This is a genomic window from Pseudomonas sp. Z18(2022) (assembly GCF_036346535.1).
GTDB lineage: Bacteria > Pseudomonadota > Gammaproteobacteria > Pseudomonadales > Pseudomonadaceae > Aquipseudomonas > Aquipseudomonas yamanorum_A.
This window is the reverse complement of record NZ_JAOTOA010000005.1, coordinates 376,881-401,534: the sequence shown is the minus strand read 5'-3', so window position 1 is coordinate 401,534 and position 24,654 is coordinate 376,881. Positions and strand designations below refer to the sequence as shown.

2 protein-coding genes are annotated in these 24,654 nt (G+C 65.7%); both read left to right on the top strand.

What is annotated here, in order from left to right; genetic code table 11:
• Positions 1 to 316 precede the first annotated feature (316 nt).
• Positions 317 to 13,240, top strand: coding sequence for an amino acid adenylation domain-containing protein (locus V3W39_RS15010; RefSeq protein WP_330212875.1), 12,924 nt, complete (start codon positions 317 to 319; stop codon positions 13,238 to 13,240).
• Positions 13,237 to 24,654, top strand: a complete 11,418-nt coding sequence (locus V3W39_RS15005) for an amino acid adenylation domain-containing protein (RefSeq protein ID WP_330212874.1) — start codon at positions 13,237 to 13,239, stop codon at positions 24,652 to 24,654. The genes V3W39_RS15010 and V3W39_RS15005 overlap by 4 nt, the downstream gene beginning before the upstream one ends.

Below are 24,654 nucleotides of genomic sequence, written 5' to 3'. Positions count from 1 at the left end.
GTTTTGCTTACTTTTGCGCTTTTCAAAAGTGAGCCGCTGTAAGAGCGGAACCAATATCAGACATCACCCAAATAACGGATATACCCCCCATCCAAGCCCCTCCAATAAATACGAAAGTCCCCCCCGCCAACCCGTTTGTCCCCGCTTCCCATGTCACCCCCGCCCCCCCGAATCCTCTAATTTCCCAACCCTGCGGGACGCCTCCCGGCCCACGACCGCGCCCGCGCTTTAAACCGGGCCTCCCAGGCACTTACGCGACAGCTGAAAACGGACTTTCTCCTCAACCGTATCCGACTCAAAAAAGCAGGTTACCCCCATGCAGTTCAGCAAATTATTGGCAGCTCTTTCCACCCACCCGATCCGCCTGCAAATGGAAGAAGGCGACCTGATCATCCTGGGTGACGACGACGCGCTGGATGACGCCCTATGGGACCAACTGATCGCCCACAAACCCCAACTGCTCGACCTCGTCGCCCAACACGGCGGCGACTGGCTCAGCCCGGCCTACCGCATCACCCCGGCCATGCTGCCCCTGGTCAACCTCGACCAACCCGCCATCGACCGCATCGTCGCCAGCATCCCCGGCGGCGCGGCGAATGTGCAGGATATCTACCCCCTGGCCCCGCTCCAGGAAGGCATGCTCTACCATCACTTGTCAGCGCACCAGGGCGACCCCTACGTGCTCCACGCGCAGTTCGTGTTCGACAGCCGCGCCCGTCTGGAAACCTTCGCCCAGGCCCTGCAATGGGTCATCGATCGTCACGATATCCTGCGCACCTCCATGGTCTGGGAACGCCTCGACGAACCCCTGCAAGTGGTCTGGCGCAAAGCCGTGCTGGCCTGCGAAGAAGCTCGTCTCGACGGCGACGTACTGACCCGGCTGCAAGCCCGCTACGATGCCCGCAACTACCGCATGGACCTCGGCCAGGCACCATTGCTGCGCCTGGTGTTCGCCGAAGACCCGCGCAACCAGCGGGTGGTCGCCATGCTGCTGTTCCACCACACCATCCTCGACCACACGGCCCTCGACGTGGTGCGCCGCGAGATCCAGCTGCACCTCGCCGGCCAGACCGAACAGGCCGGTGCACCGGTGCCGTTTCGCAACTACATCGCCCAGGTTCGCCACGGCGTCAGCGAGCAGGCACACGAAGCGTTTTTCCGCGAGATGCTCGCCGATATCGACGAACCCACCTTGCCGTTCGGCCTCCAGGATGTGCAGGGCGACGGCCATGGCATCGATGAAACCCGCATCGCCGTCGACAGCGACCTGAGCCGTCGCCTCAGGGCCCAAGTCCGGCCGTTGGGCGTCAGCCCCGCCAGCGTGATGCACCTGGCACTGGCCCAGGTGCTGGGCAAGGTCTCCGCTCGCGAAGCCGTGGTATTTGGCAGCGTAATGCTCGGGCGTATGGGCGCAGGCGAAGGCTCCGACCAGGCCCTGGGCATGTTCATCAATACCCTGCCACTGCGGGTCGATGTGGGCGCGCAAAGTGTGCGCGACGGGGTGCAAACCACCCACAAGCGCCTGACGGAATTGCTCAACCACGAACACGCTTCCCTGGCCCTGGCCCAGCGTTGCAGTGGTGTGGCTGCACCCACACCATTGTTCAGCGCGATCCTCAACTACCGCCACAGCGATGCCTCGGACACCCAGGCGGTGATCGACATTGCCGAAGGCATCCAGGTGCTGGGCGCCGAAGAGCGCACCAATTACCCGCTGACCGTCAACGTCGATGACCTGGGTGAGGGCTTTGCCTTTACCGTGATGGTGGACGCTTCGATCGGCGCCGCGCGCATTGCCGATTACCTGCACACCGCCCTGGAAAACCTGGTGCTGGCGCTGGAGCAAACGCCGGATACGCCACTGCACAACCTGGGCATCCTGCCCGCCGCCGAGCGCCAGCACCTGCTGCATGGCCTGAATGCCGATACCGGGCACTACGCCGATTCGGCCCTGATCCACCAGCAAGTCGAAGCCCATGCCGCCAGCCATCCCGATGCCGTCGCGCTACGGTTCGAGCATGAGCGCCTGAGCTACCGCGAGCTGAATGAACGCGCCAACCAGGTCGCCCATTGCCTGCTCAAGCAGGGCATTCGCCCCGATGACCGGGTGGCGATCTGTGTGGAGCGCAGCCTGGAAATGATCATTGGCCTGCTGGGCATTCTCAAGGCCGGCGCGGGTTATGTGCCGATCGATCCGGCCTACCCGCAGGAGCGCATCGCCTACACCCTGCAAGACAGCGCGCCGCAGGCGGTGCTGGTGCAGGACAACACGCGGCACCTGGTGGGCGACGTCACCTCGATTGACCTCAACCGCCTGCAGCACGAGCCCATCGTTAATCCCAACGTTGCGCTCAGCCCGTCGAGCCTTGCTTATGTGATCTACACCTCCGGTTCCACCGGGCTGCCCAAGGGCGTGATGATCGAGCACCGCAACGTCGCACGGCTGTTCAGCGCCACCGAGCACTGGTTCAGGTTTAACGCCGGTGACACCTGGGCGCTGTTCCACTCGTTTGCCTTCGACTTCTCCGTGTGGGAAATCTGGGGCGCGCTGATGCACGGCGGGCAGTTGCTGGTGGTGCCGCAACTGGTCAGCCGCTCGCCGGACGAGTGCTATGCGCTGCTGTGCGAAGCCGGTGTGAGCATCCTCAACCAGACGCCGAGCGCGTTCCGCCAGTTGATCGCGGCACAGGGCCGTAGCCAGCAGCTGCATTCCCTGCGCCAGGTGATCTTCGGCGGCGAAGCCCTGGAGCCCGGGATTCTCAAGCCGTGGTACGCCCGGGTGACCAACGCCGGTACTCGCCTGGTCAACATGTACGGCATCACTGAAACCACCGTGCACGTGACCTACCGTGCGTTGGAGGCGGCGGACGCACAGCGGGTGGGCGTCAGCCCGATTGGCGTGCGCATTCCCGACCTGCAACTGTATGTGCTGGACGCCCGCCGCGAGCCGGTGCCGATGGGTGTGGTGGGGGAGTTGTACGTCGGCGGGGCCGGCGTGGCGCGGGGGTATCTCAACCGCGATGAGCTGACCGCCGAACGCTTTCTGACGGACCCGGCGACCGGCCAGCGCCTGTACAAGACCGGTGACCTCGGGCGCTTGCTGGCCGACGGCAGCGTCGAATACCTGGGGCGCAACGACGACCAGGTAAAGATCCGCGGCTTCCGGATCGAACTGGGGGAAATCGAAGCGCGCCTGGCCACCTGCGAAGGCGTGCGCGAAACCGTGGTGATTGCCCGCGAAGACGAGCCGGGCGACAAGCGCCTGGTGGCCTACGTGATCGCCCGGCAGGGCCAGGCGCCCACGGCTGCCGAGCTGCGTGATCATCTGCTGCTGTCCCTGGCCGAGTACATGGTGCCCAGCGCCTTTGTGCTGCTGGACAGGTTCCCGCTCACCACCAACGGCAAGCTCGACCGCAAGGCCTTGCCGGCACCCGACACCGAGGCCCTGGCCCGCCGTGGTTATGAAGCGCCAAAAGGCACGGTGGAGACCGCGATTGCCGGCCTCTGGCAAGACCTGCTGAAGGTCGAGCGGGTCGGGCGCCAGGACAACTTCTTCGAGCTGGGCGGCCATTCCCTGCTGGCGGTCAAGCTGATCGAGCGTATGCGCCAGCGGGAACTGAGCGCCGATGTGCGGGTGCTGTTCGGCCAGCCGACATTGGCCGCGCTGGCCGCGGCGGTGGGCGGGCAGCATGAGGTGCAGGTCCCGCCCAACCTGATCAGCGCAGAAACCCAACGCATCACACCGGACATGCTGCCGCTGGTGGAACTGGACCAACCGGCCATCGACCATATCCTCGCCAGCGTTCCCGGCGGTATTGCCAACGTGCAGGACATCTACGGCCTGGCCCCGTTGCAGGCCGGCATTCTCTACCACCACCTGGCGACCACCGAAGGCGATCCCTACGTGTTGCAGGTGCAGTTCAGCTTCAGCGGCCATGAGCCGGTCGAGGCGTTTATCCGTGCGCTGCAAAGCGTGATCGAGCGCAATGACATCCTGCGCACCGGCATGGTCTGGGAAGGCCTGGACGAGCCGGTGCAGGTGGTCTTGCGCCAGGCGCTGCTGGTGGTGGAGCAGATTGAGGTCGACTCTGCCAGCGATGTGCTGGCGCAACTGCAAGCTCGCTTTGACCCACGCCACTATCGCCTCGACCTGTCCCGTGCCTCGCTGATGCGTTTTGCCTACGCCGAGGATCAGGGCCGCCATGTCGGCATCCTGCTGTTGCACCACATCCTGCTGGACCACACCGCGCTGCAGGTGCTGGTGGAAGAAATGAGCGCCAGCCTTGCGGGCGAGACCGGGTTGCTGCCCGACGCCATGCAGTACCGCAACTACGTGGCCCAGGCACGCCTTGGTGTGAGCGCCGCGCAGCATGAAGCGTTCTTCAGCGAGATGCTCGGCGACATCGACGAGCCGACCCTGGCCTTCGGCTTGCACGACGTGAATCGTGACGGCAGCGGCGTGCGTGAAGCGCACTTGCCGCTGGACCCGGCCCTCAGCCTGGGCCTGCGGGAGCAGGCGCGGCAGTTGGGGGTGAGCGCCGCCAGCCTGGTGCATCTGGCATGGGCGCAAGTACTCGGCCAGGTGTCGGGCCAGGACGACGTGGTATTCGGCACGGTATTGCTGGGCCGTATGCAAGGTGGCGAAGGCGCCGATCGGGCGCTGGGGATGTTCATCAACACCTTGCCGCTGCGGGTCAGCGTCGGCGCCGTCGGCGTGCAGGCCGGCGTGCGCGCCACCCACGCGCGGCTGGCGCAGTTGCTCGGGCATGAACATGCATCGCTGTCCCTGGCCCAGCGTTGCAGCGGCGTGTCCGGTGCGCTGCCGCTGTTCAGTACCTTGCTCAACTACCGCCACAGCGCCCCGGGTGAAGCGCCGGGCGCCAGTCCGTTTGCCGACGCCGGGATCGAAATCCTCAGCTCCGAGGAACGCAGCAACTACCCGCTGGTGCTGAACGTCGATGACCTCGGCAGTGACTTTGCCCTGACCGTGCAAGGCGTGGCCGAAGTGGATGTGCAACGCGTCGGCGCCTACATGCTCAGCGCCTTGCGCAACCTGGTGACGGCGTTGCAACAGGCACCGACCACCGCGCTGCATCACGTGTCGATCCTGCCCGCCGTCGAGCGGCAGCAGTTGCTGGTGGACTTCAACGCCACCGCCCGCGACTACCCCGCGGCGAGCACTGTTCACGGGCTGTTCGAAGCCCAGGCCCTGGCCAGTCCGGAAGCGGTGGCGGTGGTGCATGGCGATGCCTCGCTGAGTTATCGCGAGCTCAACCTGCGGGCCAATCGCCTGGCTCATTACTTGATCGATCAAGGGGTAAAACCCGGCGACAGCGTGGTCATCGCGTTGCCGCGCTCCATCGATCTGCTGGTCAGCCAGCTGGCAATCCTCAAGTGCGCGGCGGTCTACGTGCCGCTGGACGTCAACGCGCCGGACGAGCGCCAGGGGTTCATGGTGCAGGACAGCCACGCCACGCAGGTGCTGAATGACCTCCATGGGCTGAACCTGGACCAACAGCCGACCCACAACCCGAACCTGCCCCAGTCCGCCGAAAGCGTGGCGTACATCATGTACACCTCGGGCTCCACCGGCGCCCCGAAGGGCGTGCAGGTGCCACACCGCGCCGTGACCCGGTTGGTGATCAACAACGGCTACGCCGACTTCAATCACCGTGACCGGGTGGCCTTCGCCTCGAACCCGGCGTTCGACGCGAGCACCCTGGATGTGTGGGCGCCGCTGCTCAATGGCGGCTGCGTGGTGGTGGTAGAGCACGCCACGCTGCTGTCCCAGGCCGCGTTCGCCGCGCTGTTGCAGGAGCAATCCGTCAGCGTGTTGTGGATGACCGCCGGGCTGTTCCATCAGTATGCCGACGGGTTGATGCCGATGTTCCGCCAGTTGCGCTACCTGATCGTCGGCGGCGATGTGCTCGACCCGCAGGTGATCGGCCGGGTGCTGGAGCACGGCGCGCCGCAACATCTGCTGAATGGTTATGGCCCCACCGAAGCCACCACGTTTTCCACCACCTTCGAGATCAAGGCGCTGGGCGAGGGCGGTATTCCCATTGGCCGGCCTATCGGCAACAGCCGTGCCTACGTATTGGATGCGCGGCAGCAGCCGGTGCCGCTGGGCGTGGTCGGCGAGCTGTATATCGGTGGTGCGGGCGTGGCCAAGGGTTACCTGAACCAGCCGCAACTGACCGCCGAAAAATTTATCGTCGACCCGTTCGGCGATGGCCTGCTGTACCGCACCGGCGACCTGGCGAGTTGGCAGGCGGACGGTACCTTGCTGTACCAGGGCCGCAATGACCATCAACTGAAAATCCGTGGTTTCCGTATCGAACCCGGTGAAATCGAAAGCAGCCTGGCCAGCTATGCCGGCGTGAGAGACACCGTGGTGCTGGCCCGTGAAGACGAGCCCGGCGACAAACGCCTGGTGGCTTACTACACCGCCCAGGCGCCATTGAGCATTGAAGCGTTGCGGGCACATCTGCAAAGCCGCCTGCCGGACTACATGGTGCCGTCGGCCTATGTCTGGCTGGAGCTGTTGCCGCTGACCGCCAACGGCAAGCTGGACCGCAAGGGCTTGCCGGCGCCGGATCAGGCGTCGCTGCTCAGCCGTGGTTTCGAGGCGCCCGAGGGCGAGGTGGAAACGCTGCTGGCGCAGATCTGGCAGGACGTATTGAAGGTCGAGCGGGTCGGGCGGTTTGATCACTTCTTCGAACTCGGCGGTCATTCCCTGCTGGCGGTAAGCCTGATCGAGCGCATGCGCCAGGCCGGCCTGAGCGCCGATGTGCGGGTGCTGTTCAACCAGCCAAGCCTGGCGGCACTGGCGGCGGCGGTGGGCAGTGGCCGGGAAATCGTGGTGCCGGCCAACGGCATTGCGCCGGGCTGCGAGCGCATCACGCCGTCGATGCTGACCCTGGTCACGCTCGACCAGCCGGCCATCGAGCGCATTGTGGCCACGGTGCCGGGCGGCGCGGCCAATGTGCAGGATATCTACCCGCTGGCGCCATTGCAGGAAGGCATTCTTTACCACCATATCAGTGCCGAGCAGGGCGACCCGTACCTGCTGCAATCGCGCATGGCGTTTGACAGCATCGAGCGTTTGCAGGCCTTTATGGGCGCGCTGCAAAAGGTCGTGGCGCGCCACGATATCCTGCGCACCAGTGTGGTATGGGAAGGCCTGGACAGCCCGGTGCAAGTGGTCTGGCGGCATGCGGAGCTGGTGGTGCAGAACGTTGCCCTGGACCCGGCCGATGGCGACGTGATCGAGCAACTGCACGCGCGCTTCGATGCCCGTCACTACCGGCTGGACATCACCCAGGCGCCGCTGCTACGCATGGTCTATGCGCAGGACCCGGCCAACCAGCGTGTCGCCGCGATCCTGCTGTTCCATCACCTGGCGCTGGACCACACCGCCATGGAAGTGGTGGGCCAGGAGATGCGTGCGTTCCTGTTCAATCAGGCGGATGAGTTGCCGGTTGCGGCACCGTTTCGTACCTACGTGGCCCAGGCGCGCCTGGGCGTGAGTGCCCAGGAGCACGAGCAGTTCTTCCGTGAGATGCTCGCCGATGTCGACGAGCCCACGCTGCCCTTTGGCGTGCAGGATGTGCAGGGCGATGGCCGGGATATCGAAGAGGCCGAATTGCCGGTGGACGCGGCATTGGCGCTGCGGATTCGCGAGCATGCCCGGCAACTGGGCGTCAGCGCTGCGAGCCTGATGCACCTGGCGTGGGCCCAGGTACTCGGGCTGGTGTCGGGCCGTCAGGACGTGGTGTTCGGCACTGTATTGATGGGCCGCATGCAGGCCGGCGAGGGCGCCGACCGGGCATTGGGGATGTTCATCAACACCTTGCCGTTGCGGGTCGACGTGGGCACCAGCGCAGTACGCGCCGGGGTCAAGGCGACTCACGCCCGGCTCAGCGCGCTGCTCGGCCATGAACATGCGTCCCTGGCACTGGCCCAGCGTTGCAGTGGCGTGCCGACGTCGATGCCGTTGTTCAGCGCCTTGCTCAACTACCGCCACAGCACCCCGGGTGAAATGGCCCGCGACGGGCATGGCATCTGGGAAGGTGTGCAGTTGCTCGGTGGCGAAGAGCGCAGCAACTACCCGCTGACCTTGAGCGTGGACGACCTGGGAGCAGGCTTCGGCCTGACGGTGCTGGCCCTGGAATCCATCGGTGCGCAGCGCCTGTGCGACTACATGCACAGCGCCCTGGCGCAACTGGTGGACGCCCTTGAGCAAACACCGGAATTGTCGCTGAACCAGCTGCCGATCCTGCCCGCTCCAGAACGCGAAAAACTGCTGCGCACTTTCAACACCACCGGCCGCGACTACCCGCAAGGGCAAACCCTGCACGGTGCCTTCGAAGCCCAGGCCGGGCGCCAGCCCGAAGGGATTGCCGTGGTTCAGGACGGCCAGCCGCTGACCTACCAGGCACTCAACCACCGCGCCAATCAGTTGGCCCATCACCTGCTGGCCTTGGGCGTGCAGCCCGACGACCGCGTGGTGATCTGCTGCCGACGTGGCCCACAGATGCTGGCGGGCCTGCTGGCGATTCTCAAGGCGGGCGCCGCCTATGTGCCCGTGGACCCGGCGTACCCGGCCGAGCGCATCGCCTACCTGCTGCAAGACAGCGCCCCGGTCGCGGTATTCGCCGAAGAAAGCACCCGTGCCGTGCTGGGTGATGTGGCCATCGTCGACCTGCATGGCGCTTACCCCGACGCGACCAATCCCCAGGTCGCCGGGCTGACCCCGGCTAACCTTGCCTACGTGATCTACACCTCCGGCTCCACCGGCCAGCCCAAAGGGGTGATGGTGGAACACTGCACCGTGGAAAACCTGGTGCACTGGCACTGCGAAGCCTTTGACCTGCATGCCCGCAGCCACACCAGCAGCGTGGCCGGGTTCGGCTTTGATGCGATGGCCTGGGAAGTCTGGCCGGCGTTGTGCGTGGGCGCGACCTTGCACCTGCCACCGGCCCAGGTGGGCAATGAAAACATCGATGAACTGCTGGGCTGGTGGCTGGCCCAGCCGCTGGACGTGAGCTTCCTGCCCACGCCTGTGGCCGAGTACGCCTTCAGCCAGGACCTGGAACACCCAAGCCTGCGCACCTTGTTGATCGGCGGTGATCGCCTGCGCCAGTTCACTCACGAGCGACGGTTTGCAGTGATCAACAACTACGGCCCCACCGAAGCCACGGTGGTCGCCACCTCCGGGCGCGTGCACGCCGGCCAGCCACTGCATATCGGCAAGCCGATGGCCAATGCCACCGTGTACCTGCTCGACGCGCAGCAGCGTCCGGTGCCGGTGGGCGTGGCAGGCGAACTCTATGTGGGCGGCAGCGGCGTGGCCCGCGGGTATTTGAACCGTCCCGAGATGACCGCCGAACGCTTCCTGGATGACCCGTTCAACCCGGGCCGCATGTACCGCACCGGCGACCTGGCGCGCTGGCTGCCGGATGGCAATATCGAGTACCTGGGCCGTAATGACGACCAGGTAAAAGTCCGTGGCGTGCGCATCGAACTGGGGGAAATCGAAACCCGCCTGGCCGCCGTCGATGACATCCAGGAGGCCGTGGTGCTGGTGCGCGACGGTCGATTGGTGGCCTGGTTCACCGAACACGCTGCGCTGGACATCGAGACCCTGCGCGCCGAACTGCACAGCCAACTGCCCGAGGCCATGGTGCCTGTGGCCTACGTGAAACTCGACAGCTGGCCCCTGACCGCCAACGGCAAGCTCGACCGCAAGGCCCTGCCGGCGCCGGACCAGGCCGCCATGCTCAGCCGCGAATACGAAGCTCCGCGTGGAGAAGTCGAAACCACCCTGGCGCGGATCTGGGCCGAGGTGTTGCAGGTAGAACAAGTGGGCCGCCATGACCACTTCTTTGAACTGGGCGGCCATTCATTGCTGGCGGTGAGCTTGATCGAGCGCATGCGCCAGGTCGGCCTCAGCGCCGATGTGCGGGTGTTGTTCAGCCAGCCGACATTGGCTGCACTGGCAGCGGCGGTGGGCAGTGGCCGGGAAGTGGTGGTGCCGGTCAACCGCATCCCTGCCGATTGCCAGCGCATCACGCCGTCGATGCTGTCGCTGGTGGAGCTGGATCAGTCGACCCTCGATCAGGTCGTCGCCAGCGTGCCCGGTGGCGCGGCCAATGTGCAGGACATCTACCCGCTGGCGCCGTTGCAGGAAGGGATTCTTTACCACTACATCACGGCGGAGCAGGGCGACCCGTACCTGCTGCAATCGCACCTGGCGTTCGATACTCAGGCGCGCCTGGAGAGTTTCGCCCAGGCCTTGCAACAGGTGATCAATCGCCACGACATCCTGCGCACCGGCGTGGTCTGGGAAGGCCTGGCGCAGCCGGTGCAGGTGGTGTGGCGCAAGGCGCAATTGCAGGTCGAAGCGTTGCACCTGGAGGGTGACGTACTGGCCGGCCTGCATCAGCGCTTCGACGCCCGACGCTACCGCCTGGACATCGCCCAGGCCCCGCTGATCCGCCTGATGTACGCCAATGACCCGGCCAATCAGCGTGTGGTGGCGGTGCTGCTGTATCACCATATCGTGCTGGACCACACCGCGTTCGACGTGGTGCTGCGGGAAATGCAGGGTTACCTGCTGGGCCAAACCGCACCGCAGGCCGCGCCGATGCCGTATCGCAACTACGTGGCCCAGGCGCGGCTGGGTGTCAGCGAGCAGGAGCACGAAGGCTTCTTCCGCGAGATGCTCGGCGATATCCATGAGCCGACGCTGCCCTTCGGCTTGCAGGATGTGCAGGGCGATGGTCGGGATATCGAAGAATTCACCCACCACCTGGACGCCGCCGTCAGCCGGCGCCTGCGGGCCCAGGCGCGCCTGCTGGGGGTGAGCACCGCGAGCCTGTTCCACCTGGCGTGGGGCCAGGTACTGGCGGTGACGTCGGGCAAGCCGAACGTGGTGTTTGGCACCGTGCTGGTGGGCCGGATGCAGGGCGGCGAGGGGGCGGATCGTGCCCTCGGCGTGTTCATCAATACCCTGCCATTGCGCCTGGATATCGACGGGCAAAACGTGCGCGACAGCGTGCGCGGCACCCACGCTCGGCTCACCGCGCTGCTGGGGCATGAGCATGCGTCCCTGGCCCTGGCCCAGCGTTGCAGCGGGGTGGCGGCGCCGTTGCCGCTGTTCAGCTCGATGCTCAACTACCGTCACCGTGGCGGCGCCACCCGGTCACAGGACGCGCAACACGCCTGGGAAGGCATGCAGACCCTGACCAACGACGGGCGCACCAACTACCCGTTGACCCTGAACGTCGATGACCTGGGGGACGGTTATGACTTCACCGCGCTGACCCTGGCGCAGGTGGGCGCACAGCGGGTCTGCGGTTATATGCAGACGGCGTTGACCCAACTGGTGGATGCCCTGGAACACGCGCCGCACCAGGCTCTTGATCGCCTGCCGATCCTGGGGGATGCAGAGCGCAAGCAACTGCTGTTTGACTTCAACGCCACTGAGGTGGATTACGACCTGGCGCAGACCCTGCACGGCATGTTCGAAGCCCAGGTCGAGCGCACCCCCGATGCGCTGGCGGTGAAGGCGGGCGAGCAACGCCTGACCTACGCCGAGCTGAACCAACGGGCCAACCAGTTGGCCCATCACCTGCGCGGGCTCGGTGTGCAGCCGGATTCGCGGGTGGCGATCTGCGTCGAGCGCGGCCTGGAGATGGTCATCGGCCTGTTCGCGATCCTCAAGGCCGGCGGCGGTTATGTGCCGCTGGACCCGGCCTACCCGCTGGAGCGCCTGGCCTACATGCTGCAAGACAGCGCGCCGGCAGCGGTGCTGGTGCAGGGCGAAACCCGTTCGCTGTTGGGCAATGTGACGGTGCCGGTGGTGGATCTGGACCGGAACGCCTGGCAGCACCTGCCAGCGGCTAACCCACAGGTCGAAGGACTGACCCCGCAGCACCAGGCTTATGTGATCTACACCTCCGGCTCCACCGGCCAGCCCAAGGGCGTGATCAACGAGCACGCCGGTGTGGTCAACCGCCTGCTGTGGATGCAGGACGCCTATGGCCTGAACGCCACTGACGCGGTCCTGCAGAAAACCCCGTTCAGCTTCGACGTGTCGGTGTGGGAGTTCTTCTGGCCGCTGTTCACCGGGGCACGGTTGGTCATGGCGCGCCCCGGCGGGCACAAGGACCCGGCTTACCTGTGCGAAGTGATCGAGGCGCAACAGATCACCACCTTGCACTTCGTGCCGTCGATGCTCGACGTGTTCCTGGCCCATGGCGATGTCAGCCAGAGTGCCGGGTTGCTGCGGGTGATGTGCAGCGGCGAAGCCTTGCCCGGCAGCCTGGTGCGGCGCTTCAAGCAGCAGTTGCCCGGCATCGGCCTGTACAACCTCTACGGCCCGACGGAAGCGGCGGTGGACGTGACCGCCTGGAACTGCGCCAGGCCCGTGGTGCCGGACAACACCCCCATCGGCAAGCCGATTGCCAACACCCGCATGTACCTGCTGGACGCGCGGTTGCAGCCGGTGCCGCTGGGGGTGGTGGGCGAGCTGTTTATCGCCGGCGTGCAAGTCGCTCGCGGCTACCTGCACCGTCCTGAACTGACCGCCGAGCGCTTCCTCAAGGACCCGTTCAATGCCGGCCGGATGTACCGCACCGGCGACGTCGGGCGCTACCTGCCCGACGGCAATATCGAGTACCTGGGCCGCAACGACGACCAGGTGAAAATCCGTGGCCTGCGTATCGAGCTGGGGGAAATCCAGGCGCGCCTGACCGAGTACCCGCAGGTCAAGGAGGCGGCGGTGTTGGCCCGGGATGAGCGGCTGGTGGCGTACTACACCGGCGTGCAGGCCGATATCGAACAACTGCGGGCGCACCTGCTGGCGCGCTTGCCGGACTACATGGTGCCCGCCGTGTTCGTGCACCTGCACGCCTGGCCCCTGAGCCCCAATGGCAAGCTGGACCGCAAGGCCCTGCCGGCGCCGGGTGTGGAGTCGCTGATCGTGCGCGAGTACGAAGCCCCGGTGGGTGACACCGAAATCACCCTGGCGCGGCTGTGGGCCGAGCTGCTGAAGGTGGAGCGGGTAGGGCGACACGACAACTTTTTTGAACTGGGCGGGCACTCGTTGCTGGCCGTCAGTTTGATTGGACGCTTGCGTCAGGAAGGCATGGAAGCCGATGTGCGGGGCCTGTTCGAACAACCGACCCTGGCCGGCTACGCCGCAATTACCGAACGAATGGAGATCGTCCTGTGAGCATCATCGAACTGTTGGCGACACTCAAGGCCAAGGACGTGCAACTGGCGCTCAAGGGCGATCAGCTGTCGGTGCAAGGCAACAAACAGGCCCTGAGCGACGCGGCATTGGTGGCCTCGCTGCGCGAACACAAGCCGGCGCTGATCGAGCTGATCAAGGCCGGGGATTACTCGGCGACCAAGGCGGGTGAGGTGCAGGTGCCAGCCAATGGCATTGCGCCGGGCGCTACCTTCATCACCCCGCAGATGCTGACCCTGTCGAACCTCAGCCAGGCGTCCATCGACCGCATCCTCGAGACCGTCGAGGGTGGCGTCGCCAATGTGCAGGACATCTACCCGCTGGCGCCGTTGCAGGAGGGCATCCTCTACCACCATGTGAGTGCCGAACACGGCGACCCGTACATCATGCAGTCGCTGTTTGCCTTCGACAGCCTCGAGCGCTTCGAGGGGTTTGCCCGGGCCCTGCAACAGGTGATCGACCGCCACGACATCCTGCGTACCGGGGTGGTGTGGGAGGGCCTGGAAGAACCGTCGCAAGTGGTCTGGCGCACGGCGCGCCTGCCGGTGCAGGCGATTGAGCTGGACCCGGCCGACGGTGATATCGCTGCCCAGTTGCACCGACTGTTCGATGGCCGTCATTACCGCATGGACGTGACCCAGGCACCGCTGCTGCGGCTGGTGCGCGCCCGGGATGAAGCCGGCCAGCGCGTGGTGGCGATGCTGTTGTTCCACCACATGGCCCTGGACCACAGCGCTTTGGAAGTGGTGTGCCACGAGATGCAGGCCTGCCTGCTGGGCAAGGCCGAGCGGTTGGGCCAGGCCGTGCCGTTTCGCAACTACGTCGCGCAGGCGCGGCTGGGCATCAGCGAGCAGGAACACGAAGGTTTCTTCCGCCAGATGCTCGGCGACATCAGCGAACCCACCTTGCCCTACGGCTTGCAGGATGTGCAGGGTGACGGCGACAACATCGAAGAAATCAGCCTGGCGCTGGCCCCGCAACTGAGCCGGCGTCTGCGCGCCCAGGCCCGGCAGTTGGGCGTGAGTGCCGCGAGCCTGTTCCATATGGGCTGGGCCCAGGTGCTGGGCGTGCTGGCGGGCAAGCAACAGGTGGTGTTCGGCACGGTGCTGATGGGCCGCATGCAGGGCAGCCACGACACCGACCGTGCGTTGGGGATCTTTATCAACACCTTGCCGTTCCGGGTGGATGTGGGCGCCGAAGACGTACGCGCCGGGGTCAAGGCCACCCATGCCCGGCTCACCACCTTGCTGCGCCACGAACATGCGCCGCTGGCTCTGGCCCAGCGGTGCAGCGGCGTGGTGGCGCCGACGCCGCTGTTCAGCGCGTTGCTCAACTACCGCCACAGCGCCGGCAGCGCGAGTGCCGAGGCGGCATCGGCCTGGCAGGGTATTCAGGCGTTGCGTTCCGAGGAGCGCACCAACTACCCGTTGACCCTGAGCGTCGACGATCTGGGCGAGGACTTCAGCCTGAGCCTGTTGGCCAGTGCCCAGGTGGATCCGCAGCGGGTGTGCAGCTATCTGCAAACCGCCCTGGAAAACCTGGTGCAGGCGCTGGAACAGGCACCCGAAACACCCTTGAATCGTTTGTCGGTGCTGCCCGAGGCGGAGCAGCGCCATCTGCTGAAGCAGTTCAACGCCACAGCCGCCGACTTCCCCCAAGGCACCACCCTGCACGGGCGTATCGAAGCGCAAACCCTGCTGACCCCGGACGCGGTGGCCGCGGTATATCAAGGCCGCCAACTGACCTACGCCGAATTGAATCAGCAAGCCAACCTGCTGGCCCATCACCTGCTGGCGCTGGGGGTAAAACCCGACGACCGCGTGGCCATCGTGGCCCGGCGCGGCCTGGACACCCTGGCCGGGTTGCTGGCGATCCTCAAGTCCGGCGCCTGCTATGTACCGGTGGACCCGTCGCACCCCGCCGAGCGCCTGAGCTACCTGCTCAGCGACAGCGCCCCGGTTGCAGTCCTGACCCAGCACGCACTGCTGGAACGCCTGCCCGCGCTCGACGTGCCGGTGATCAACCTCGACCGTTTTACCTGGCATCACCATTCGGCCAGCAACCCGCACGTCGCCGTCACACCGTCCAACCTGGCCTACGTGATCTACACCTCCGGCTCCACCGGCCTGCCCAAGGGCGTAATGGTGGAGCACCACACCGTGGCCAACCTGGTGGACTGGCATTGCCGCGCATTTGACCTGTGCGCCGGACGGCATACCGCCAGCGTCGCCGGGTTCGGCTTTGACGCGATGGCCTGGGAGGTCTGGCCGGCCCTCTGCGTGGGCGCGACCTTGCACCTGCCGCCGGCTCACGACGGCGCGGAAGACATCGACGCGCTACTGGACTGGTGGCGCGCGCAACCGCTGGACGTGTGTTTCCTGCCCACGCCCGTGGCCGAATATGCGTTCAGCCAGAACATCGAACACCCGACCCTGCGCACCCTGCTGATTGGCGGCGACCGCCTGCGCCAGTTCACCCGGGCCCAGCGTTTCGAGGTGATCAACAACTACGGGCCCACCGAAGCCACGGTGGTCGCCACCTCCGGCCGGATCGAACCCGGGCAGCCGTTGCACATCGGCAAACCCATCGCCAATGCCACGGTTTACCTGCTGGACGAACAGCAACGCCCGGTGCCGTTGGGCGTTGCCGGTGAACTGTATGTGGGCGGCAAGGGCGTGGCGCGGGGGTATCTCAACCGCCCGGAAATGACCGCCGAACGCTTCCTGGATGACCCGTTCAACCCGGGCCGTATGTACCGCACCGGCGACCTGGCGCGCTGGTTGCCGGACGGGAATATCGAGTACCTGGGGCGCAACGACGACCAGGTAAAAATCCGTGGCGTGCGTATCGAACTGGGGGAAATCGAAACCCGCCTCAACCAGCTTCCGAGTCTCCAGGAAGTGGTGGTGCTGGCCCGTGAAGACCAGCCGGGCCAGCCACGGTTGGTAGCCTACTTCACCGAAAACCCGCAGTTCGATGCCCTTGAAGTGGGCGAGATTCGTGCGCATCTGGTGGCGCATCTGCCGGATTACATGGTGCCGGTGGCCTACGTAAAACTGGATGCGTTGCCCCTGACCGCCAACGGAAAGCTGGACCGCAAGGCCCTGCCAAAACCGGACCTGGCCGCGGTATTCACCCGCGAATACGAGGCGCCCCACGGCGATATTGAAAGCGTGCTCGCGCAGATCTGGGCCGAGGTGCTGCACGTGGAGCGCGTCGGGCGCCAGGACCATTTCTTCGAGCTGGGCGGGCATTCGTTGCTGGCGATGCGCATGGTGTCTCAAGTGCGCCAGCAACTGGGGGTCGACCTGGCGCTGGGTGAGCTGTTCGCCAATGCCGAACTGGCGGCGGTGGCGCAAGTGCTGGCCCAGGCGGGACGCAGCACGTTGCCGGATATCCTGCCGGCGGCACGGGACGCAGATTTGCCGCTGTCGTTTGCCCAGCAACGCCTGTGGTTCCTGGCGCTGATGGAAGGGGCCAACACGGCCTACAACATTCCGATCGGCCTGCGCCTGCGCGGACAGTTGCACGTCGAGGCGCTGCAACGGGCCCTGGCGCGGATCGTGGCGCGGCATGAGACCTTGCGTAGCCGTTTCGCCCAGCAGGACGACGACGCCTGCGTGCTGATCGTGCCGCCCGAAGAGGTGATGCCCCTGCAAGTGCAGGACCTGCGTCGTCACCCCGAAGCACAGCAGGTGCTGGACGCGCTGATCCAGGGCGAAGCCTCGGCACCCTTTGACCTGCAACGCGGCCCGCTGCTGCGTGGGCGGCTGGTGATCATGGCCGACGATCATCATGTGTTGCTGCTGACCCTCCACCATATCGTGTCAGACGGCTGGTCCATGGGCGTGTTGACCCGCGAACTGATGGCGCTGTACCAGGCCTTCAGCCGCGGTGAGGCTGATCCATTGCCGCCATTGCCGATCCAGTACGGCGACTTCGCCGTCTGGCAGCGCCTGTGGCTCAGCGGCGACGTGCTGCACCGCCAGAGCAGCTACTGGCAACACACCTTGGCCGGTGCGCCAGCCTTGTTGATGCTGCCCACTGACCGCCCGCGTCCGGCCCGGCAGGACTACGCCGGCAGCAGCGTCGACGTGTGCCTGGACGAGCGCCTGACCGCCGGGCTCAAGGCCCTCAGCCAACGCCATGGCACCACGCTGTACATGGTGATGATGACCGCGTGGGCCTCGTTGCTGTCGCGTCTGGCAGGCCAACAGGAAGTGGTGATCGGCTCGCCGGTCGCCAACCGCCAACGGGCCGAGGTGGAAGGTTTGATCGGGCTGTTCGTCAACACCCTGGCGGTGCGCATCGATACCTCGGGAGCGTTGAGCGCCGAGGCGTTGCTGGCGCGGGTCAAGGGCTTGACCCTGGACGCCCAGGCCCATCAGGACCTGCCGTTTGAACAGGTGGTGGAGATCACCCGGCCAGTGCGCAGCCTGGCCCATAGCCCGTTGTTCCAGACGATGCTGACCTGGCAGGACAGCGACGCGCCGGTGCTGGCCCTTGGGGACTTGAGCCTTGAAGGGATTGTGGAGGACAGTCACTTTGCCAAGTTCGACCTGTCCCTGAACCTCGGCGAGGCCCGGGGCGAAATCCGCGGCACCCTGGAGTACGCGATTGCGTTGTTCGATGAGTCGACGATGCAGCGTTATGTCGGCTATTTCACCCGCGTGCTGCAAGCCATGGTCGTTAATGATCAGGCGGTGCTGGAGCACGCTGATTTGCTGGACGGCCAGGAGCGCGAGCACCTGCTGTTCGACTTCAACGACACCGCAGTCGATTACAACCTCGACCAGACACTCCACGGTATGTTCGAAGCCCAGGTTGAGCGTACGCCCGATGCAGTGGCGGTGAAGGCGGGCACACAGTGCCTGAGCTATCGCGAACTGAACCAGCGGGCCAATCAGTTGGCCCATCACCTGCGGGAGCTGGGCGTACAGCCGGATTCGCGGGTGGCGATCTGCGTCGAGCGCGGCCTGGAGATGGTCGTCGGGCTTTTCGCGATCCTCAAGGCGGGCGGTGGTTATGTGCCGCTGGACCCGGCGTACCCGCTGGAGCGCATCGCCTACATGCTCAAGGACAGCGCGCCGGCGGCGGTGTTGGTGCAGGGCGAAACCCGTGCCTTACTGGGCGAGGTAAAGGTGTCGGTGGTGGATCTGGACCAGAACACCTGGCAGCACCTGCCGATGACCAATCCGCAGGTCGATGGATTGACCGCGCAGCATCAGGCCTACGTGATCTACACCTCCGGCTCCACCGGCCAACCGAAGGGCGTGATCAACGAACACGCGGGCGTGGTCAACCGCCTGCTGTGGATGCAGGACGAGTACGGGCTTGATACTCAGGACACGGTGTTGCAGAAAACCCCGTTCAGCTTCGACGTGTCGGTGTGGGAGTTTTTCTGGCCGCTGTTCACCGGCGCCCGCTTGGTGATGGCGCGTCCTGGCGGGCACAAGGACCCGGTTTACCTGTGCGAGGTGATCGAGGCGGAGCAGATCACCACCTTGCACTTTGTGCCGTCGATGCTCGACGTGTTCCTGGCCCACGGTGATGTCAGCCAGAGCGCCGGGCTGGTGCGGGTGATGTGCAGCGGCGAAGCCTTGCCCGGCAGCCTGGTGCGCCGCTTCAAACAACAGCTTCCCGGCATCGGCTTGTACAACCTTTATGGCCCCACCGAAGCAGCGGTGGACGTGACGGCATGGGATTGCGCCGGGCCCGTCACCCCGGACAACACACCGATCGGCAAGCCGATCGCCAACACCCGCATGTACCTGCTGGACGCGCAGTTGCAGCCGGTGCCATTGGGGGTGGTGGGCGAGCTGTTTATCGGTGGCGTGCAAGTCGCCCGGGGTTACTTGCACCGCCCTGAACTGACGGCCGAACGCTTCCTCAAGGACCCGTTCAGTACCGGCCGGATGTACCGCACCGGCGACGTCGGGCGTTACTTGCCCGACGGCACTATCGAGTACCTGGGCCGCAACGACGACCAGGTAAAAATCCGTGGCCTGCGCATTGAACTGGGGGAGATCCAGGCGCGACTGCTCCAGTTCCCGCAGCTCAGCGAAGCCGCGGTTATCGCCCGGGATTCACGGCTGGTGGCTTACTACACCGGCGTGCCGGCCGAGATCGACGCTCTGCGCAGCCATCTGCTGGAACACCTGCCGGACTACATGGTGCCGACGACCTTCATGCACCTGGACGCCTTGCCCCTGAGCCCCAACGGCAAGCTCGACCGCAAGGCCCTGCCGGCGCCGGTCCTTGCGTCGGTGATCGCCCGGGAATATGTCGCGCCAGTGGGCGATATCGAAGTCACCCTGGCCGGCCTGTGGGCGGACTTGCTCAAGGTGGAGCGGGTGGGGCGGCATGACAATTTCTTCGAACTGGGCGGCCACTCGCTGCTGGCCGCCAGCCTGATCGGCCGCATGCGCCGGGCCGGACTGTCGGCGGATGTGAAGGTGTTGTTTGGCCAGCCGACCCTGGCGGCGTTGGCTGCGGCGGTGGGTGGTGGCCGCGAAGTGGCGGTGCCGGTCAATGGCATTGCTGCCGATTGCACGCGCATCACCCCGGACATGCTCACGCTGGTGACCCTGGCACAACCTGTCATCGACCGTCTCGTCGCGACCATTCCCGGCGGCGCGGCCAATGTGCAGGACATCTACCCGCTGGCGCCGTTGCAGGCCGGGATCCTGTATCACCACCGGGCGGTGCAGCAGGGTGATGCGTACCTGTTGCAGGCGCAGTTCGCCTTTGCCAGCGTCGAGCGCCTTGAAGCGTTCGCCCAGGCCTTGCAGGCGGTGATCGAGCGGCATGACATCCTGCGTTCGTCGATGCACTGGGATGGGCTGGAAGAACCGGTGCAGGTGGTATGGCGCCAGGCCTCGCTGCAGGTCGAGGCGATTCAACTGACAGGCGATGTGCTGGAGCAATTGCAGACGCGCTTCCATGAGCATCGCCTGGACCTGGCCCAGGCACCGTTGATGCGCCTGGTGTACGCCGAGGACCCGGCCAACCAGCGAGTGGTTGCATTGTTGCTGTTCCATCACCTGGTGATGGACCACGTTGCGCTGGAAGTGCTGCAGCACGAGATGCAGGCCTGCCTGCTGGGCCGGCGCGAACAGTTGGGCGCGGCGGTGCCGTATCGCAACTATGTGGCCCAGACGCGGCTGGGAATGGGCGAGGAAGAGCACGAAGCGTTCTTCCGCGAGATGCTCGGTGAGGTCGATGAGCCGACGCCAGCCCTGAATGCACCGGGTGAAGCGCAGCAGGCGCGCCTGAACGTCGACCCGCTGTTGAACGGGCGCCTGCGCAGCCTGGCACGTCATCTTGGGGTGAGTGCGGCGAGTTTGATGCACCTGGCCTGGGCGCAGGTATTGGGCAAGGTCTGCGGCCGCGAGCAGGTGGTGTTCGGCACTGTGTTGCTGGGCCGGCTGCAAGGCGGTGAAGGCGCTGAACGTGCCTTGGGCGTGTTCATCAACACCTTGCCGCTGCGGGTCGACCTGGGGCAGCGCACGGTGCACGCGGCGCTGATGGCGACCCACGCCAGCCTGACCCGACTGCTCAGCCACGAGCATGCGCCTCTGGCCCTGGCCCAGCGTTGCAGCGGGCTGCCGGCCAATACGCCGCTGTTCAGCGTGCTGTTCAACTACCGTCACAGTGCGCCGCACGCTGGCGCAGTGGCCGAGGCCTGGCAGGGCATGCAGGTGCTCAAGGCCGAGGAACGCACCAACTTTGCGTTGTCCCTGAGTGTCGATGACCTGGGGGACGGGTTCAGCTTCGACGTGATGGGGCAGGGCGCGCCACGCCTCTGCGAGTACCTGCATATCGCCCTCGAACAGCTGGTGCAGGCCCTGGAACAGAATGCCGGGAGCGCCATCAGCCAACTGTCGATTCTGCCGGTGGCAGAGCGTGAAAAACTGCGGGTGGAGTTCAACGCCACCCAACGTGAATTCCCTCACGAACATACCGTGCAGCGCTTGTTCGAAGCCCAGGCCCAGGCGCGTCCGAGCGCCGTCGCCGTGGTGCATGGCGAACACACCCTGAGTTACGGCGCGCTGAATACCCGCGCCAACCAGTTGGCTCACCACCTGCGCACTCTGGGCGTGCAGCCCGGCGACCACGTAGCGATCCTGCTGCCACGCTCGATTGACCTGCTGCTCAGCCAGCTGGCGATCCTCAAATGCGCCGCCGCCTACGTGCCGCTGGACATCAACGCCCCGGCCGAACGCCAGGCCTTCATGGTGCAGGACAGCGGCGCGGTGTGGCTGTTGACCCACAGCAACGAATCCATCGATTACCCGGCCCGCCGGATCGACCTCGACACCCTGGCGCTGGACCCGCAACCGAGCCACAACCCCGACCTGTCACAGTCCTCGGAGCGGGTGGCGTACATCATGTACACCTCCGGCTCCACCGGCACCCCCAAAGGCGTGCTCGTGCCGCACCGGGGCATCACGCGGCTGGTGATCAATAACGGCTACGCCGATTTCAACGCCCATGACCGCGTGGCATTTGCCTCCAACCCGGCGTTCGACGCGAGCACCATGGACGTGTGGGGCCCCTTGCTCAACGGCGGCCAGGTGCTGGTGATCGACCATGCCACCTTGCTCGACCCGGGGGCTTTTGGCCGGGTATTGAAGGCCGGCGGGGCGACGATCCTGTTCGTCACCACCGCCCTGTTCAACCAGTACGTGCAGCTGATTCCCGACGCGTTGGCCGGGCTGCGCATCCTGCTTTGCGGCGGCGAGCGGGCGGACCCGGCGGCGTTCCGCAGCCTGCTGGCCCAGGCACCGGCGCTGCGCCTGGTGCATTGCTACGGCCCGACGGAAACCACCACCTACGCCACCACGTATGAAGTGCAGGCCATCGCCGCCGACGCCGAAAGCGTGCCGATCGGCAAGCCGATTTCCAACACGCAGATCCATGTGCTGGATGCGCAGTTGCAGCCGGTGCCAATGGGTGTGGTCGGGGAAATCTGCATTGGCGGGCACGGCGTGGCCAAGGGGTATTTGAACCGGCCTGAGCTGACGGCCGAAAAGTTTGTCGATAACCCGTTTGGCGAGGGCTTGCTGTACCGCACCGGGGACCTGGGACGCTGGTCGGCGGACGGGCTGCTGGAGTGCATCGGGCGCAATGACGACCAGGTGAAGATCCGTGGTTTCCGCATCGAGTTGGGCGAGATCGAAGCGCGCCTGGCGACCTGTGCCGGGATCAAGGATGTGGTGGTGCTGGCGCGGGAGGATGTGCCGGGGGACAAACGCCTGGTGGCGTACTACACCGGCGAGCCGCTGGCCATCGAGGTGTTGCGCAGCCATCTGCTGCAGCACCTGCCGGACTACATGGTGCCGTCGGCCTATGTGCCGCTGGAAAAAATGCCCCTGACCGCCAACGGCAAAGTCGACCGCAAGGCCCTGCCGGTGCCGGCGATGGAAGCGTTGGTGAGCCGCGTGTTCGAGGCCCCGGCGAATGAGCTGGAGCAGACCCTGGCGCGACTCTGGGCCGAGGTGTTGAGGTTGGAACAGGTCGGCCGGCATGACAGTTTCTTTGAACTGGGCGGGCATTCGTTGCTGGCGATCCGGCTGGTCAACCTGATGGAAGAGGCGGGGCTCGGGGTATCGCTGGCGGAGCTGTTCCAGCACGCCAGCGTGGCTTCGGTGGCTGCGATGCTCGGCCAGCGCACTGCGCGGGAGGACAACCGCTCGCTGATCACCGTGCGCGCCAGCGGCAGCCAGCCGCCGTTGTTCCTGGTGCATGAGTTCAGCGGCATGGACGTGTACTTCCCGGCGCTGGGCCGGCATCTGCCGGGTGACTACCCGATCTATGGCTTGCCCGGCGCGCCCCTCGGTGAGCCGCAATTGCAAACCATGGAAGGCCTCGCGGCGCGGCTGGTGAGGATTATTCGGTCGGTGCAGCCCCATGGGCCGTATCGCCTGGCGGGTTGGTCGTTTGGCGGGGTGCTGGCCTATGAAGTGGCGATGCAACTGCAGGGGCTGGACGAGCCGGTAGCATTCCTCGGGCTGATCGACAGCTACGTGCCGCGCATGACCGACCAGGGCAAGGCGCGCTGGGCCGGTCCGGATGCCCTCAAGCGGCATCTGTTGTTGCAGTGCACGGCGTATTGGAAGGCACAGGGAGGTGTGGATGAGTTGGCGAGCCTGGAGCAACTGGACGCGCAGATTGGACAGCTGGACTTTGCTGGCTTGCTGCAACGCTGCCGCGATCGGCATCTGTTGTACGCGCAGATGGCGGCGGCAACGGACGCGGATCTCTTGAGTTTTATCGAGCGGGAAGTCGGGCACGGGCATGCGTTGGCGCATTACAGCCTGTTCCCGATGCCGCTGGCGGTGCACCTGTTCAGCGCTGCCGAGCGGCCGACGGAACTGTCGCGGCGCAGCCTGGATTTGGGCTGGGACAAGGCGCTGGCCGCAGGGCAATTGCGCCGCATTGAAGTCCCGGGGGATCACCAGAGCATGATGCAGGCGCCGCATATCCAGGCGCTGGGGCAGGCGTTGGGTGAAGCCCTGGCGCTGAGTGAGGCGCCGCGTGTGGCGGAGCATCAGCCGTTGTTGCGGATTCAGAGTGGCCGCGCCGGGCAGGCACCGATCTTTTGTGTGCCGGGGGCGGGGGACAGCGTGACCGGGTTTGTGGGGTTGACCGAGGCGTTGGGCCGGGACTGGCCGATCTTTGGCTTGCAGCCGCGCGGGCTGGATGGAGAGGTGGTGCCTCACAGTCAGGTCGAGGCGGCGGCGCGCTGTTATTTGCAGGCGCTGGAGTTGGAATGTCCTTCGGGGCCGGTGCATCTGGTCGGGCATTCGTTTGGTGGCTGGGTGGTGTTTGAGATGGCCGCGCGGTTGCAGGCCCAGGGGCGTGAGGTGGCTTCGTTGACGTTGATTGACAGCGAGGCGCCCGGGGGGAATGGGGTGGTGGGCAGGCCGTATACCACGACGGCGGCGTTGTTGCGGTTGGTGGAGTCGATGCAGATTGCGTCGGGTAAGTCGCTGGGTGTTGATGCGGTGGATTTTGCCGGGCGGGATGAAGTGGAGCAGCGGCGGTTGTTGCATGCGGGGATGGTGGGGGTTGGGTTGTTGCCTGTGCGGTCTTCGGCGGATGCCATGGATGGGCCGGCGCGGACGTATGCGTCGGCGTTGCGTACGGTTTATCGGCCGGCTCAAAGGTATGAGGGGGTGGTGCGGCTGGTGTTGGCGGAGGATCCGACCCTGGATGCGGCGGGGAATCAGCGGGAGCAGGGGGTGATGGTTGATGGGTGGCGCCAGTGCACCGGGTCGTTGGAGGTTTGGTATGGGCCGGGGAATCATTTTTCGTTGCTCAAGGCGCCGAATGTGTTGAGTTTGGCGGCTTGGTGGCGGGATGGGGTTTTGGCTGGGGAGCGGGTTTTGTGA